The following is a 14479-nucleotide window of genomic DNA, read 5'->3' as shown; positions in this document are numbered from 1 at the left end:
CACTCAACCCAACAAGCATGCACATGACTCCTCTGGACTCCGATTCGATCGCCGATTACTTGCTCGACCATCCGCACTTCTTCGAAGAGCATGCGGAGTTGCTCGGCCGGATCCGACTTACCAGCCCATTGCTGGGACGCGCCATTTCCCTGCAAGAGCGCCAGATGGAAATCCTGCGTGAGAAGATCAAGGTGCAGGAACTGCACATGGCAGACCTGATGCGCATCGCACAGGAGAACGACGAGATCACCAGCAAATTCCAATCGTGGACGCGCTCCTTGCTGCTGGCCCGCAATGACAGCGACCTGCCGCAGACCTTGTCCGGCAATCTGCAAAGCATCTTCAATGTGCCCCAGGTCACCTTGCGCCTGTGGAATATCGACGAAAAGCACAACGGCAACTGGTTCACCGCCACCGTATCGGAAGACGCGCGCATTTTCGCGAATGGCCTGACCACACCGTTCTGCGGCCCGAACAATGAATTCGAAGCCGCCGGCTGGCTCGAAGACGCTACGTCGGTCAAATCCATCTCGATGCTGCCGCTGCGCGTCGGTGCGGCGCCTGAAGCGTTCGGCCTGCTGGTGCTGGGTTCTCCCGATCCGAGCCGCTTCTCGGCGGAAATGGGCACAGACTTCCTGACGCGCATCGGCGAAACCGCCAGCGCCGCCCTGGCCTGCCTGCTACACTGAAATATCCCTTTTCTCTTCGACCACTCGTGTGAGCGCCGAACCCACCTCAGTCGCTGCTGATCGTCAAGTCGAAAACTATCTCGACAGCCTGCAGAACCAACGCATGCTGTCGCCCCACACCATCAGCAGCTACGCCCGCGATCTGGCTGAGCTGAATGCGCTGGCGCAGGCGGCCGGCGTCGCCCTCGATGCTGTTGCCCACTTTCAGATCCGCAAATTTGCTGCGCAATTGCATGGCAAGGGACTCAATGCCCGTTCCATTGCGCGCAAGCTGTCTGCATGGCGCGGCTTCTACGGCTGGCTGTCGGAATCAGGCGGATTGAAGTCGAACCCTGTCGATGGCGTCAAAGCCCCAAAAAAAGCCAAACCCTTGCCCAAGGCGCTGGCTGCCGACGACGCGGTGCAGCTGGTGTCGCAAAGCAACCCATTGAAGGATGCCGACGCGCCGGCGCAGCGCTGCAACCTCGCCATGTTCGAACTGCTCTATTCAAGCGGCCTGCGCGTGTCCGAGCTGGTTGGCCTGGACGCCCGCTACCATCACGAAGCGGGCTATACTTCCTCCGGATGGGTAGACATGGACAGCTGCGAAGTCACCGTCACCGGCAAGGGCAACAAGATGCGCAGCGTGCCGGTGGGACAACCGGCGATGCAGGCGCTGAAAAGCTGGCTCTCGGCGCGAGAAAGCGTGCTGGCGAACCACGCCGACGCCGATCGGCGTGCACTTTTCCTGAGCGAACGCGGCGCCCGCATGTCGGCGCGCGTGACGCAATTGCGCATCAAGGCGCACGGCCAGGCGCTCGGCATGGCGACCAATGTGCATCCCCATGTCTTGCGCCACTCCTTCGCATCGCACGTCCTGCAAGGCTCCGGCGATTTGCGCGCCGTGCAGGAAATGCTTGGCCACGCGTCCATCACGGCAACGCAGGTCTATACTTCGCTCGATTTCCAGCGCCTGGCCCAGGTCTACGACGCCGCCCATCCGCGCGCCAAAAAAGTCGCGCCGAAATAGCCACGTCGAGACGCGGTGACGCCAAATTGCGCCGAACCGAACAAGCAGGAAGCCCGCCACCGCGAATTGCGGCATAATTCGTCCAGAGGCTTTTACTTCCAGGCCGCAATCCCAGCAGACACCCCATGAAATCCAAGCCAGCCGACACCGCCATGCCTACCGCTCTCGCCCACGAACCGGCCAAAGCACAGGCATTGGCTGAATTGCAATTGCGCGACGCCTCTGTGCGCGTCACGCAAGCGCGCGTCAGCGTCATGGCAGCCTTGCTCAGCGCACGCAGCGCCGTGTCGCATCAGGATATTCAGGATCAGTTGGTCGACATGGATCGCGTCACGCTGTACCGCGCGCTGGACTGCCTGACCGAAGCCGGCCTGGCGCACAAGATCGCCAGCGACGACCGCATCTTCCGCTACAACGCCGGCGCCGGCGCGGAACATCACGACCACGGCGCCCATCAGCATGCCCATGGCCATCCGCAACACCAGCATGGCCACTTCAAATGCACCCGCTGTGCGCGCGTGTTTTGCCTCGACGGCAGCGGTGAAGCAGGTTTTCTGGAAAGCGTTTTGCCTTCATCCGGCAAGCGCCAGACGACCGCAGCGCAACTCCAGACCGCCCTGCAAAAATCGCTGGGCAAAGGGTTTCAGAGTCACGAAATCGAATTGACCATCAAAGGCTGGTGCGCCGACTGCGCCGATTGAGCCAAAGGCTGGTGCGTCGTCTAGTACTTTAACTAGGCGCGCAGAACCAGACGGCGCAAATGGCCGTTCAGCTGCCGCACTGAACGTACTTTCACATCGACATAAGACGGATGCATCGTCAGCATGCGGCGCACGCCTGCTGAAGAGAAGTGTGGATTACCCGCCAGATACTGCGTCACCCATGCCGTACGCAAACCCAGCTCCTTGGCTGATTTCAGGTTGGCCGGCGTATCTTCCACCAGCACGCAGCGATGTGCAGCGACACGCTCGCGCGCCAGCAGCTTGCGCAACATTTGCCGCGACGGCTTGGGTTTCAGTTGGCGGTGCACGCGCATCGATTCGATGGAAATGTGCTGGTCGAAATGCCGGTGCAGCCCGAGATGGCGCACCACATCACGCGAATAGCGCAAGGGCGCGTTCGTCAGCAGAATCTTGCGCCCCGGCAAGCGCTTGAGCATGTTCAGCAAGCCGCGCTCGGCGCGGATCATGTCGAACAGATCATCAAAGTGATGCGCCTCGCGCAAGAAATCATCCGGCAGCACCTGGTGATGCTGCACCATCCCCAGCAAGGTCGCGCCATACAAACGCCAGTAGCGCTGGCGCAATGCATTGACGGCATCCTGATCGGACGGCAAGCCCTGCTCTTTCAACACACGCTCCATGAACACGTTCATGTTGGCGTTGATCGCCGGGAAAATTGCGTGCGAAGCGTTGTGGAGGGTGTTGTCGAGATCGAAAAGCCAGAGCGGTTGAGAACCCATTTCACCCCTTTCCGCGAGATGCGTTCTTGCCCAAAGAGTTACTGGCAAGGCGTGCGACGCGTCGCGTAGCGGTGCTACACGCAAGGAGCGCAACGCAGCCAGCAACTCTTTGGGCAAGAACCCGGAGGGAACAGCCTGTTTGGGCGTATTGCTGCGTTGCGCCGCTTGCCAAGGGGTGTAGCAGGGAATTCGGACAGCATGCTGTCCGCCTGCGTAGCGGTTCACGCTTGCAGCGACCTGCAAGGGGCACCCTTGGCTGCGCGACGCGCCTTGCACTACCTCCCAAACAGGACTGTTCGCACTCGCGGAAAGGGGTGAAATGGGTTCTAATATTCGGCACAATAAAACTGGATGAAATGAAGAAGGACACTCAATGGTGCGACGCCTGATTATAGTGACATTCGCCTGGCTGCTCTGCCTTTATCTGCCTGCTGCGGGCGCGGCAAGCTCAACGCAGGAAGCTGGGGGCAAAGGGCAACACGGTGCGCTCTTCAAAGTTCAGGACGCACATCACACCCTGTATCTGTTCGGCACCATCCACGTCGGCGCCGACAATTTCTACCCGCTGGCGCCGCGCGTCATGCAGGCGCTCGAACAAGCCCCCGCCATTGCGCTGGAAATCGATCCGCAGAAAATTCCGGCCATGCAGGCAGCAGTCCTGCAATACGGCTTCTATCCCGACGGCAAGAGCTATCGCACCGAACTGCCTCCGCAACTGCGTCAACAGCTGGAGACGGCGCTGCAGAAATATCATGTCGCCCCCGATACCGTCGCGCGCTTTCGCCCATGGATGATCGCCAGCCTGCTGACCGTCCAGGAATTCGACAGCAAGGGATATCGCTCCGAACTCGCCGTCGACAGCTATCTCGCCGACATCGTCAAGAAACGCAACAAGCCGGTGATCGAGCTGGAAGGTGCAGCAACGCAACTGGCCTTGTTCGGCGCCCTGAGCGAACGGCAGCAGAACCTGCTGCTGGAAGACACCATCAAGGAACTGAACGACCCCGACAGCGCGGCCAAGGTGGTGGAACTGGCGGAATGCTGGCGCACCGGCAACCTCGATGGTTTGCAAGGCCTGCTGGACGAGATGGAGAGCGACAAGAGTTTCGTCGGTCGCTTCACCAGGGAGGTGTTGCTCGATCAGCGCAATCCCTCGCTCACCGATCGCATCGCCGCGCTGCTGGGGCAGCAGGACGGCGTCTTCGCCGCCATCGGCATCCTCCACCTGGTCGGACCGACAAGCGTGCCGGCCTTACTGAAACAACGCGGCTATACGATCGAACGCCTCTACTGAGGCTTGTCTTCGCCTCGCTGCCGCCGTGCACCGGGGCAAGAATGAAAAAAGGCGCTCCCGGTCTCCCCGGAGCGCCTTGCTTTTATGCAGCGAAAGTCTATGCGATCAGTGCGAACGGATCATGGTGCCGAAAGCCTGCTCGGTCAGCACTTCCAGCAGCAGCGAGTGCTCGATGCGGCCGTCGATGATGTGAACCGTGTTGACGCCCGACTTGGCGGCATCCAGCGCCGACGAAATCTTCGGCAGCATGCCGCCGGAAATCGTGCCGTCTTCGAACATCTCGTCGATTTCGCGCGCCGACAGGTCGGTCAGCAAATTGCCTTTTTTGTCTTGCACGCCGGCAATATTGGTCATCATGATCAGCTTTTCGGCATGCAGGATCTCGGCGATCTTACCCGCCACCACGTCTGCATTGATGTTGTATGCCTGACCGTCGTCACCGAATCCGATCGGCGAAATGATCGGGATGAAAGCATCGTCCTGCAGCGCCTTGACCACGGCCGGATTGATCGCTTCGATCTCGCCGACGAAACCGATGTCCAGGAATTGGCCCGGATTTTCCTTGTCCGGCATGCGCATCTTGTGCGCGCGGATCAGGCCGCCGTCCTTGCCGGTCAGGCCGACTGCCTGGCCGCCGTAGTGGTTGATCAGCATCACGATATCCTGCTGCACTTCGCCGCCCAGCACCCACTCCACCACTTCCATGGTTTCTTCGTCGGTGATGCGCATGCCTTGCACGAAGGTGCCTTGCTTGCCGATCTTCTTGAGCGCGTTGTCGATTTGCGGACCGCCGCCGTGCACCACGACCGGATTCATGCCGACCAGTTTCAGCAGGATCACATCGCGCGCAAAGCCGTGCTTCAGGCGCTCTTCGGTCATGGCATTGCCGCCGTATTTGACGACGATGGTCTTGCCGTGGAATTTGCGGATGTACGGCAAGGCTTCGGCCAGGATTTCGGCCTTGATTTGAGGGGCAACGTCGGTCAGATCGGTCAAGTCGGTCATAGCGCAAATCCTGGGCTGTGAAGAGATATTCGGAATGTCCGCGATTTTACATGGAAAGCGCGACGCCATTGTTGCCGATGTTGTGTTTTATCGGCACGTATGCCAAATCAACCTGCGCCTTGCAAGCCGCGCCCACCTTAGCGCAGGCCGTTTTAACCCGTGCAATTGCGCATTTCCTGATTCGGGAATTTTTCCTTGAGGCTATCGAGAGACGCCTTGGTCGCCGCGTCGATGTCGCGCCATTGATACGCCTGCCTGGTCGAGGTGACATTGCGCGCCATGATGCGCGCGCTGCGCACGCCTTGCGGGATCAACTGCCCGATGTAAGCCTTGGCGGCCTCTTCCGTCTTGAAGACGCCCAGCGATATCGACCAGCGCAGCGTTGGGTTGGATTGCGACTCGGGGATCACATAAAAATCCTGAATGCCGAGCCGGCGCAGCTCGGCGGCTTTACGGTCGGCGCCGTCCTTGCCGTCTTGCGAGGGAATGTAGACCATGTGGCTGGCCGCTTCCTGCACGCTGCGCGGCACCGGCTTGGCAGGCAGGCGCAGGCTGGCCAGTTGCGCTTCGAATTTACGCGCCTCGACAGTGTTGAAGTTGCCTATTTCCGTGCAGGCGATGGTCTCTGCCTTGGGAGCCGCTTTGGGGGCTTCCTTGGCGTCCGGCTTCACCTCGGCCCTGGCATCCGCTTTCTGCTCGGGCTTGGCGCCGGCCAGCGGAGGCGGTGCATCGGCAGCAGCCTTGGCGTTCTTGTCGGCTTCCGTTGCCGCCTGTTCCGCCGCTCTGGCCGGCGTCACCAGCTTCGCGCTGTTGGGCGGCAGGATGGTCAGCGTTTCAGGTTGCAACTGCTGCGCCATGCGCTTGGGCTCGTGGCGTTCGGAAGCCGTCGCGCCCAGATAACCGCGGTTCATCGCGAACAACACGCCATTCGCAAGCAGCAATAGCCAAAAAAACAATTTCAGCATAGATAACGGTCAGCCCGGTTTATCAAGAAAGAGAAAGCCTCAGACGCTCGCTGCCACATGCAGCCCGATCAACACAAGATTATCGACCTTTTCGCAGGGCATCGCCAGATACGATGCCAGCAAAGGTCCCGCGCCGCCGGCCACCACGCACAGCACGTCGCCATGCTGCGCGCGATGCCCGACCACTGCGCGCTCGATGGCCCCGGTCTGCGCCGCGATGCAGCCGGCGATAATGGCATCGGTCGTATTGTCAGCGAACGGCGTGGTCACTTCGCTGATCGTCTGTATCTGCGGCAGCTGGGCGGTATTGAGCGCCAGCGAGCTCGCCATCACGCCGAGGCCGGGCAGGATCATGCCGCCGATGAACGCGCCGTCGGCGGTGACTGCATCCACCGTGGTCGCCGTGCCGCAGGTCGCAACGATCAACGCGCGATCCGGGAACAAGGCATGCGCGCCGATGGCGGAAGCGAAACGGTCGCAACCCAGTTGTGCAGGATGTTTGTAAAAATTGCGCAGGCCGGCCAATTGCGCCTGCGAGGCAAACCACTCAATCGCAATGCGATCGCCACATGCCGCTCGCACATTCGCCTCCAGCGCCTCCCGCATGCCGGTCCCCGCCACGTTCGAGACCACAACGCGCGTCACCGTCAGACCTTGCCACGCCTGCGGCAACGCATCCACGTCATCACGTGCGACCGCTCCGGCATGCAGCCACTGCCCGGCGATTTCCGCAGACCATGCATCATCGCGGGGAACGCCCCATTTGACGCGTGTATTGCCAGCATCAATCAATAGCAACATGTGATCGCTTGTCCTCGGTGACGTTAGGTGTTGGACGCAGCAGGTATTTTTGCGCCAAAGGGATTATCGGGCTTTTAAATTGGCGAAACAAGAAATTTGCCGCATCGGCATTGCACCGCAGCCCTCCGGAGGCGCCCGCGTGCTCGGCTATAATCGCGGCTGACTACGGTGGATTGCGTCGGCAAGACGCTCCCGGCCTTCTTTCAGATCCGCCTGAACGCCAATGATCGCGGCATCGGAAAAACCAACCTCAAAAACTCCTGGCACATGAATCCTCAAATCAACGCTCTACTGGGGCAAGCCGTCCAGCACTTCGAACAAGGAAAACTGAGCGAGGCCGAACAATTGCTGCAGAAGGTTCTGCAATTGCACGCCAAGAATTTTGACGCCCTGCATATCCTCGGCGTCGTCAAAGGCATCCAGAACGACAAGCAAGAAGCCGTCAAACTGCTGAAGAAAGCCGTTTCCATCGACCCCGGCAACAATTTCGCGCACTTCAATCTGGCGAAGACACTGTCGGAGGCCGGCAAGGAAGAAGAGTCCATCCCCCATCACAAGAAAGCCACGCAACTGGCGCCGCAGCATGCAGAGGCATGGCTCAACTACGGCCGCTCGCTCAACAATCAGAAGCGCTTCGAAGAAGCCCTGGCGTGCTATGAGCGCGCGCTGTCGATCAATCCGTATTACGCAGACGCCTGGTCCAACTATGGCGCGACCTGCAACGCCATGGAACGCTATGACGACGCTTTGTCGGCCTACGACAAAGCCCTGGCCATCACGCCGGATCATGCAGAATCGTGGACCAACAGCGGGGTAGCCTTGCATGCACTGAAGCGCCATGCGGCGGCACTGGGCGCCTACCAAAAAGCACTGTCCATCAACCCCGCGTCATCGGAGACCTGGGTGAATTACGGCACGGCGCTGAAAAGCCAGGATCGCCTGGAAGAAGCGCTTGCAGCCTTCGATCAGGCACTCAAACTGGATCCGCAATCGATCGACGCCTGGTACAACAAAGGCATCAGCTTGAGCATTGGCAGACGATATCAGGAAGCCATGACGGCTTACACCCATGCCCGCGCAATCAATCCCGATTTCGAGCAGTTGCAGGCATACTGGCTGCGCAACAAGATGCTTCTGTGCGACTGGGCCGGCCTGGATGAGGCTATCAGCAACATGGAGATCCTGATCGCACACAAACAGACCTTGCCGGATCCGTTTTCATTTCTGGCGATGTCGGATGATCCGATGCTGAACCGCCGTTGCGCCGAACTCTACAGTGACATCACGCATCCGGACAAGCGCGATTCTCTGCAGTGGCCGCCAGCCGCCGGTAAGAAAAAAATCAAAATCGGCTACTACTCGGCGGACTTCCACAACCACGCCACTACTTACCTGATGGCGGAATTATTTGAAAAACACGATAGAGAGGCTTTTGAACTGATCGGTTTTTCGTACGGCCCCGACATCACAGACCCCATGCGCCAGCGTGTCTCGTCCGCCATGGATCGCTTCATCGACGTACGGCATGAGAGCGACGCCGCTGTCGTCGCGATGTCGCGCGACATCGGCATCGACATTGCGGTAGACCTGAAGGGCTACACGCAGGATTCGCGCATAGGAATTTTTGCATGCGGCGCAGCGCCGGTGCAGGTCAGCTACCTCGGCTATCCCGGCACGCTGGGAGCTCCTTATATCGACTACCTCATCGGCGACAAGGTGATCACGCCTGATGCCGCCGCCACACACTATTCCGAACAAATCGTCCGGCTGCCGCATTCGTATCAGATCAATGATCGCACCCGCGCCATCGCGGAGCGCAGCTTCAGTCGGAGTGAACTGGGTCTGCCCGAAGATGCCTTCGTCTTTGCATGCTTCAACAACCACTACAAGATCACGCCGCAAGTCTTCGACATCTGGATGAGGATACTCGGCAAGGTTGCCGGCAGCGTGCTGTGGCTCTTCGGCGACACCCCTACGGTGATCGCCAACCTGCGCGCTGAAGCGAAACAACGCGGTATCGATGCTGACCGGCTGGTATTTGCACCACAGATGGAACTGGCATTGCATCTGGCCCGTCATCGCCAGGCCGACCTGTTCCTCGACACCTGCAACTACAACGCGCACACCACCGCCAGCGATGCTTTGTGGGTGGGGCTGCCGGTGCTCACGCGTATCGGCAATACCTTCTCGGGCAGGGTCGCAGCGAGTTTGCTCCATGCCGTCGGTCTGCCTGAACTGGTTACGACGTCGGTTGCGGAATATGAGGAGCGGGCGCTTGCATTGGCCGCCGATCGCGAACGGCTTGCCGGGTACCGGCAGCACTTGCTCGCCAATCGTCTGAGCGCCACCTTGTTCGACAGTGGACTGTTTACCCGTCACATTGAAAACGCTTACCGTTACATGCATCAGCGGCGCGTCGCCGGTTTGCCGCCTGCCGCTTACGACGTCCCGGCATAAACTACGTCCGGCGCCGCCCGCGGCCGGACGTCACTCCTGCAAGCGCAAAGACACGTCGCCCGCCACCACGGCAACGCGTCCGCCTGCGGTATCCATCAGGAAGCAGCCCTTGTCGTCCACGCCGACGGCCGTGCCTTCGTGCACCACACGGTCGTTGTCGAGGATGCGCACGGCGCGACCGGCGTAAGCATGCAACCGATTCCAGCGTGCCGCGAAAACCGAAAATCCCTGCGCATCGAATTCGGCCAATGCGTCCGACAAGGCGCTGAGCAACAAGGCCAGCAAGCGTTCCCGATCGTGACCGAGCAATTCGGAGACGTCCGCAACGGCGCGCCCGATCCGGTTTTGCAAATCCTGCGGCATCGCCAGATTCACGCCGATGCCGATCACGGTCCAGGTCGATGCCGTTGCCTTGGAATCGGTCGCCTTGTTTTGCGCCGTCTCAATCAGAATGCCGGCCAGCTTGGCGCCGTCGCGCAGCACGTCGTTCGGCCATTTCAGCTCCACCTTGACGCCGAAGACCTGCAGCGCTTCAGCCAGCGCGACGCCGATCGCCAGGGGCAAGCCGATCAACGCGTGCAGAGGACGACGGAATTTCCACGCCAGCGAAAACGTCAGCGCCGATGTCGCCGTCGTATGCCAGGCGCGGCCGGCGCGTCCCCGACCTGCCGTCTGCGATTCGGCGACGAGCAAGGTCGGCGTCGTCAGACTGGCGATGCGCGCGAGCAAATCGGCGTTGGTCGAGCCGGTCTGGGCGACCACCTCGATGGCAACCGGTTTGGCGTGGTCATTGCTCGATGCCGCGATCAATGCGGCAATGCGCCCGGCGGAAATACTGGTGGCGGTCGTCACAGCGTTGGAAGAAGAGGAATCGGCGGCGTACATGGGCACATTGTAACGGTTGTCGAAGATGCAAGCGACGAAGAAATCGGGTACCCTCGCCAGCATGGACGCCCCGCACCGACCTCCACAATCTGCTCAGCCAGCCATCCCGCCAGCGCCGGTTACACCTGCTGCGCCGATGTCTTCCGCCGCCGTTGCCACGGCCCCGGCACGCGCCGTCAACAAGCCGGCCGCGTCGTCGTTCGCCCGAGTCAGCCTGCTGATGTATACCTTGCTGATCGTGTACGCCAGTTGGTATCCGTTCGCCGGCTGGCGCGACATGGGCCTGCAGCCCTGGGATTATCTGTGGGCGCGCCTGCCGTATTATTGGACCGGCTTCGATCTGTGGACCAATATCGTCGGCTACGCACCCTTCGGCGCGCTGGTCGTGTTCGCGCTGTATCCGCGCATCCGCTCTTATCGGGCGGTCATCCTGAGCACCGTCGCAGGTATCGCGCTGTCGACCCTGATGGAAGCGGTGCAAACTTATCTGCCCACGCGCATCCCTTCCAATCTCGACCTGATTACGAATAGTTGCGGCACGCTGCTGGGCGCTTTGCTGGGCGCATGGACCGGCCGTTATTTCCTGCGCGAGAGCCGCCTGCTGGAGCTGCGCCGGCGCTGGTTCTCGCGGGAAGCAAGCCGCGGGCTGGTGGTGATAGGACTGTGGCCGCTGGCGCTGATCTATCCGCAGAATCACCTGTTCGGCCTCGGTCACCTGGTGCCGCCGCTGTCGAGCCTGCTGTCCGACTTGCTCGATACGCCGATCGATCTGGCAACCTGGTGGACCAACAGCGCACAATTGACGGCCGAACAATACTGGCTCGCCGAAATCATCGTGACCGCGTGCGGCGTGACCGGCGCGATCCTGACCATGCTCCTGCTGCTGCGCAAGCAAGCGCCGCGCAATGCGCTGACGGCGGTCTATCTGCTCGCAGCCGTGTTTATCAAGTCGCTGTCGTGCGCTTTATTCTTTGCGCCGGAAAACGCCTTCGTCTGGTTCACGCCGGGCGCCGCCGGCGGCATGATCATCGGCGGGCTGATGCTGGCCGGCCTGTCGTTCGCCCCGCCTGTCGCACAACGCCGCATCGCTGGACTGGCGCTGATCTTCAGCCTGGTGGCGACCAATGCGGTGCCGGCCAATCCCTACTTCGTCTCGACGCTGCAGACCTGGGTGCAAGGCAAATTCCTGAATTTCGACGGCGCCGCGCAATTCCTGTCGGTGCTGTGGCCTTTCCTGGCGCTGTGGTTCCTGTATCACCCCGTGCATCGCAAGCCCGCCGCCTCCAAATAAGGTCCGGTCCCAGGGTGTATCATGCATGCTTTGGCCTACGCCCCCCTCCCCGAGCACCGACATGGCAGATACCGCAGACACTCCAGAAAAGCCCTTCTACGAACACCACGTTTTCTTTTGCCTGAATCAGCGCAAACCCGGCGAACGCACCTGCTGCGCCGACAAGGGTGCGCAGGCGGCGCAAGAGCACGCAAAGAAACGCATCAAGCAACTCGGCCTGGCCGGAGAAGGCAAGGTCCGCATCAACAAAGCCGGCTGTCTCGAACGCTGCGAAGAAGGCCCGGTAGTCGTCATCTATCCGCAAGGCACCTGGTACACCTTCGTCGACAACGAAGACATCGATGAAATCATCGACTCCCACATCGTCGGCGGCAAGATCGTCGATCGCCTGAAAATCTGAAGACCTGAACACCTCACCCGCAATGAACGCCCAAACACAACCGTTCCTGATCCCCGGTGCAGTCGGCCAGCTCGAATGCGCGCTGGACCTGCCGGACCCCGAGCAATTCGCCACTCCGCGCGGCCTGGCGCTGGTCGCCCATCCGCATCCGCTGTTCGGCGGCACCATGGACAACAAGGTCGCGCAGACGCTGGCGCGCTCTTTCCTCGCGCTCGGCTACGTGACGGTGCGCATGAATTTCCGCGGCGTCGGCAAATCCGAAGGCGTGCATGACCACGGCCAGGGCGAAACCGACGACATGGCGCTGCTGCTCGCGCACATGCGCCGGCAGTATCCGGAGTTGCCGCTGGCGCTGGGCGGCTTCTCGTTCGGCACCTTCGTGCAGGCGCAACTGCAACAACGCCTGACCGCCGAAGGCGCGCCAGCCGAGCGCCTGGCGCTGGTCGGCACGGCCGCCGGCAAATGGCCGATGCCGGATGCGCCGGCCAATACCATCCTGATTCACGGCGAGCTGGACGACACGATTCCGCTCAGCGCAGTCCTCGACTGGGCGCGCCCGCAGGAGCTGCCGGTGATCGTGATTCCGGGCTCGGATCATTTTTTTCACAGAAAATTGCAACATATCAAGAACCTGATAGTCCAAATGTGGCATCGCTAAAACCTGCTCTGGCTCCTACTGCGAGACCGTCAGCCGGCGCCGTCCGGTGCTCGGAATCCTCGTGTACCAAAGTACACTCCGGTTCCTGCGCTCCGGGCGTCACCGGCAAATGACCTCTCGCTACGGACCCAAAGCAGGTTTGAAGCACGCAAGCAAACGGACGCCGTACAGCCTCACCGCCTTATTGTCAGGCTCGGCGTTTATAATCCCGGTGCGATGTTCACTCATCTCTTTTCAAACGACAGTCCCGCGAGCAGTGCGGCGGGGCACATTTTTACACCTGAAGATGAAAAAACTACTCGCGGCTGTTGCCGCAACCGCCCTGACCTTGTCGGTCACTTTCTCGGCAGCAAGTGCCCAGACCCTTCCACCTCCAAGCGTCGCTGCAAAATCCTGGCTCCTGCTGGATGCCTCCAGCAACCAGATCATGGCCTCGCAAGAAGCCGATACGCGCGTCGAACCGGCATCGCTGGTCAAGCTGATGACGGCCTACCTGGCCTTTGCTGCAGTACGCGACAAGCGCCTCGACCTGAATCAGGAAATCAACGTTTCCGTCAACGCGTGGAAGGTCGATCCCAGCAGCTCCAAGATGTTCATCGAACCAAACAAGCCGGTCTCGATCAACAACCTGCTGTACGGCCTGATCTCGGTCTCCGGCAATGACGCCGCCGTGGCGCTGTCCGAAGCCGTGTCCGGCACCACCGACGCCTTCGTCGTCCTGATGAACCGCGAAGCGCAACGCCAGGGCCTGACCGGCACGCACTTCAGCAATCCGCACGGTTTGCCCAGCCCGGACACCTACACGACCGCGCGCGACCTGGCGATCCTGTGCCGCAACCTGATCAACGATTTTCCCGAGTTTTACAAAACCTATTACTCGGTCAAGAAATTCACCTACAACAACATCACCCAGCCCAACCGCAATCGCCTGCTGTGGCTGGATCCTACCGTCGACGGCATGAAGACCGGCCACACCGAAAGCGCGGGCTACTCGCTGATCACCTCGGCCAAGCGCCCGGTCGCCAATGGCGAGCGCCGCCTGATTTCGGTCGTGATCGGCACCGTGTCGGATCAGGTCCGTACGCAGGAAAGCCAGAAGCTGCTGAACTGGGGCTTCCAGAACTTCGATGCCGTGAAACTGTACAGCAAGGGCCAGGCCGTCGACACGCCTGACGTCTGGAAGGGTTCGCAAGGCAAGATCAAGATCGGCTTTACACGCGACGTCTACGTGACCGTGCCGAAGGGCAGCGCCGACAAGATCAAGCCGCGCGTCGAACGCAACGATCCGCTGATCGCGCCGATTTCGGAAAACGCCAAGGTCGGCACCCTGAAGGTCATGATCGACGACAAGGTGGTCACCGAATTGCCGCTGGTGGCATTGGAATCGGTTGGTCCTGCCGGCATCTTCGGCCGTGCCTGGGATTCGCTGCGCCTGCTGTTCAAATAATCCGGCAACGCACCGTGCGCGAGAAATTTCCGCGCACGGTGCGTCAAAGTCAGCGCAATAAAAAAGCCACCGTGAGGTGGCTTTTTTACGTTTGGCTTACTGCTGAAACGGATACT

At 60.7% G+C, this 14479-nt stretch carries 14 protein-coding genes; 9 read left to right on the top strand and 5 right to left on the bottom strand.

Features of this window, described 5'->3' with window-relative positions:
- Positions 1–23: 23 nt before the first annotated feature.
- The 3 genes from AKL25_RS04060 (at position 24) to AKL25_RS04050 (ending at position 2399) form a co-directional block, all read left to right on the top strand.
- Positions 24–689, top strand: coding sequence for a DUF484 family protein (locus AKL25_RS04060; protein WP_050476619.1), 666 nt, complete (start codon positions 24–26; stop codon positions 687–689).
- 28 nt (positions 690–717) lie between these two features.
- Entirely contained in the window at positions 718–1698 is a 981-nt protein-coding gene (gene xerC / locus AKL25_RS04055) for a tyrosine recombinase XerC (protein ID WP_050476359.1), read from the top strand.
- A gap of 125 nt (positions 1699–1823) precedes the next feature.
- Positions 1824–2399 carry a Fur family transcriptional regulator gene (locus AKL25_RS04050; RefSeq protein WP_050476358.1) on the top strand — a complete coding sequence of 192 codons (576 nt, stop codon included), beginning with the start codon at positions 1824–1826 and terminating at the stop codon, positions 2397–2399.
- 32 nt (positions 2400–2431) lie between these two features.
- Here the strand turns inward: AKL25_RS04050 and AKL25_RS04045 are convergent, their stop codons facing one another.
- Entirely contained in the window at positions 2432–3160 is a 729-nt protein-coding gene (locus AKL25_RS04045; RefSeq protein ID WP_050476357.1) for a pyrimidine 5'-nucleotidase, read from the bottom strand.
- 373 nt (positions 3161–3533) lie between these two features.
- On the opposite strand from AKL25_RS04045, the gene AKL25_RS04040 reads away from it, so the two are divergent.
- Positions 3534–4454: a TraB/GumN family protein gene (locus tag AKL25_RS04040; RefSeq protein WP_050476356.1), complete on the top strand. Its 921-nt coding sequence runs from the start codon at positions 3534–3536 to the stop codon at positions 4452–4454.
- Positions 4455–4559: 105 nt separating this feature from the next.
- Here the strand turns inward: AKL25_RS04040 and argB are convergent, their stop codons facing one another.
- From argB to AKL25_RS04025, 3 genes are all read right to left on the bottom strand, one after another.
- Complete coding sequence (gene argB / locus AKL25_RS04035) at positions 4560–5459, bottom strand: acetylglutamate kinase (protein ID WP_050476355.1); 900 nt, start codon at positions 5457–5459, stop codon at positions 4560–4562.
- A 152-nt stretch (positions 5460–5611) separates the two neighbouring features.
- Positions 5612–6370 carry an SPOR domain-containing protein gene (locus tag AKL25_RS04030; protein WP_338034466.1) on the bottom strand — a complete coding sequence of 253 codons (759 nt, stop codon included), beginning with the start codon at positions 6368–6370 and terminating at the stop codon, positions 5612–5614.
- A gap of 93 nt (positions 6371–6463) precedes the next feature.
- On the bottom strand, positions 6464–7225 hold the full coding sequence (locus AKL25_RS04025) for a type III pantothenate kinase (RefSeq protein WP_050476353.1): 762 nt from the start codon (positions 7223–7225) through the stop codon (positions 6464–6466).
- Between the two features lie 267 nt (positions 7226–7492).
- Here AKL25_RS04025 and AKL25_RS04020 point away from each other — a divergent pair, with 267 nt between their 5' ends.
- Positions 7493–9682 (top strand): tetratricopeptide repeat protein, encoded by a 2190-nt coding sequence (locus AKL25_RS04020; RefSeq protein ID WP_157050477.1) that lies wholly within the window; start codon positions 7493–7495, stop codon positions 9680–9682.
- Positions 9683–9712: 30 nt separating this feature from the next.
- Here AKL25_RS04020 and AKL25_RS04015 read toward each other — a convergent pair whose 3' ends face one another.
- Positions 9713–10567, bottom strand: coding sequence for a biotin--[acetyl-CoA-carboxylase] ligase (locus tag AKL25_RS04015; protein WP_050476618.1), 855 nt, complete (start codon positions 10565–10567; stop codon positions 9713–9715).
- Positions 10568–10703: 136 nt separating this feature from the next.
- Here AKL25_RS04015 and AKL25_RS04010 point away from each other — a divergent pair, with 136 nt between their 5' ends.
- The 4 genes from AKL25_RS04010 (at position 10704) to AKL25_RS03995 (ending at position 14363) form a co-directional block, all read left to right on the top strand.
- A complete protein-coding gene (locus tag AKL25_RS04010) occupies positions 10704–11858 on the top strand; it encodes a VanZ family protein (protein ID WP_050476351.1) in 1155 nt (384 codons plus the stop codon).
- A gap of 61 nt (positions 11859–11919) precedes the next feature.
- Positions 11920–12258, top strand: coding sequence for a (2Fe-2S) ferredoxin domain-containing protein (locus AKL25_RS04005; RefSeq protein ID WP_050476350.1), 339 nt, complete (start codon positions 11920–11922; stop codon positions 12256–12258).
- 22 nt (positions 12259–12280) lie between these two features.
- Positions 12281–12916, top strand: coding sequence for an alpha/beta hydrolase (locus AKL25_RS04000; RefSeq protein WP_050476349.1), 636 nt, complete (start codon positions 12281–12283; stop codon positions 12914–12916).
- A 286-nt stretch (positions 12917–13202) separates the two neighbouring features.
- Complete coding sequence (locus AKL25_RS03995) at positions 13203–14363, top strand: D-alanyl-D-alanine carboxypeptidase family protein (protein WP_050476348.1); 1161 nt, start codon at positions 13203–13205, stop codon at positions 14361–14363.
- Positions 14364–14479 lie beyond the last annotated feature (116 nt).

The organism is Herbaspirillum rhizosphaerae (assembly GCF_001189965.1).
GTDB lineage: Bacteria > Pseudomonadota > Gammaproteobacteria > Burkholderiales > Burkholderiaceae_D > Herbaspirillum > Herbaspirillum rhizosphaerae.
The sequence above is the reverse complement of the archived record's forward strand: the minus strand, read 5'-3'. Positions and strand labels throughout refer to the sequence as shown.

Bases quoted from the DNA above. Each gene is read 5' to 3' on its own strand.
- AKL25_RS04060 (WP_050476619.1), top strand. From the start codon at position 24: ATGACTCCTCTGGACTCCGATTCGATCGCCGATTACTTGCTCGACCAT.
- AKL25_RS04050 (WP_050476358.1), top strand. From the start codon at position 1,824: ATGAAATCCAAGCCAGCCGACACCGCCATGCCTACCGCTCTCGCCCAC.
- AKL25_RS04045 (WP_050476357.1), bottom strand. From the start codon at position 3,160: ATGGGTTCTCAACCGCTCTGGCTTTTCGATCTCGACAACACCCTCCAC.
- AKL25_RS04040 (WP_050476356.1), top strand. From the start codon at position 3,534: ATGGTGCGACGCCTGATTATAGTGACATTCGCCTGGCTGCTCTGCCTT.
- argB (WP_050476355.1), bottom strand. From the start codon at position 5,459: ATGACCGACTTGACCGATCTGACCGACGTTGCCCCTCAAATCAAGGCC.
- AKL25_RS04030 (WP_338034466.1), bottom strand. From the start codon at position 6,370: ATGAACCGCGGTTATCTGGGCGCGACGGCTTCCGAACGCCACGAGCCC.
- AKL25_RS04025 (WP_050476353.1), bottom strand. From the start codon at position 7,225: ATGTTGCTATTGATTGATGCTGGCAATACACGCGTCAAATGGGGCGTT.
- AKL25_RS04020 (WP_157050477.1), top strand. From the start codon at position 7,493: ATGAATCCTCAAATCAACGCTCTACTGGGGCAAGCCGTCCAGCACTTC.
- AKL25_RS04015 (WP_050476618.1), bottom strand. From the start codon at position 10,567: ATGTACGCCGCCGATTCCTCTTCTTCCAACGCTGTGACGACCGCCACC.
- AKL25_RS04010 (WP_050476351.1), top strand. From the start codon at position 10,704: ATGTCTTCCGCCGCCGTTGCCACGGCCCCGGCACGCGCCGTCAACAAG.
- AKL25_RS04005 (WP_050476350.1), top strand. From the start codon at position 11,920: ATGGCAGATACCGCAGACACTCCAGAAAAGCCCTTCTACGAACACCAC.
- AKL25_RS04000 (WP_050476349.1), top strand. From the start codon at position 12,281: ATGAACGCCCAAACACAACCGTTCCTGATCCCCGGTGCAGTCGGCCAG.
- AKL25_RS03995 (WP_050476348.1), top strand. From the start codon at position 13,203: ATGAAAAAACTACTCGCGGCTGTTGCCGCAACCGCCCTGACCTTGTCG.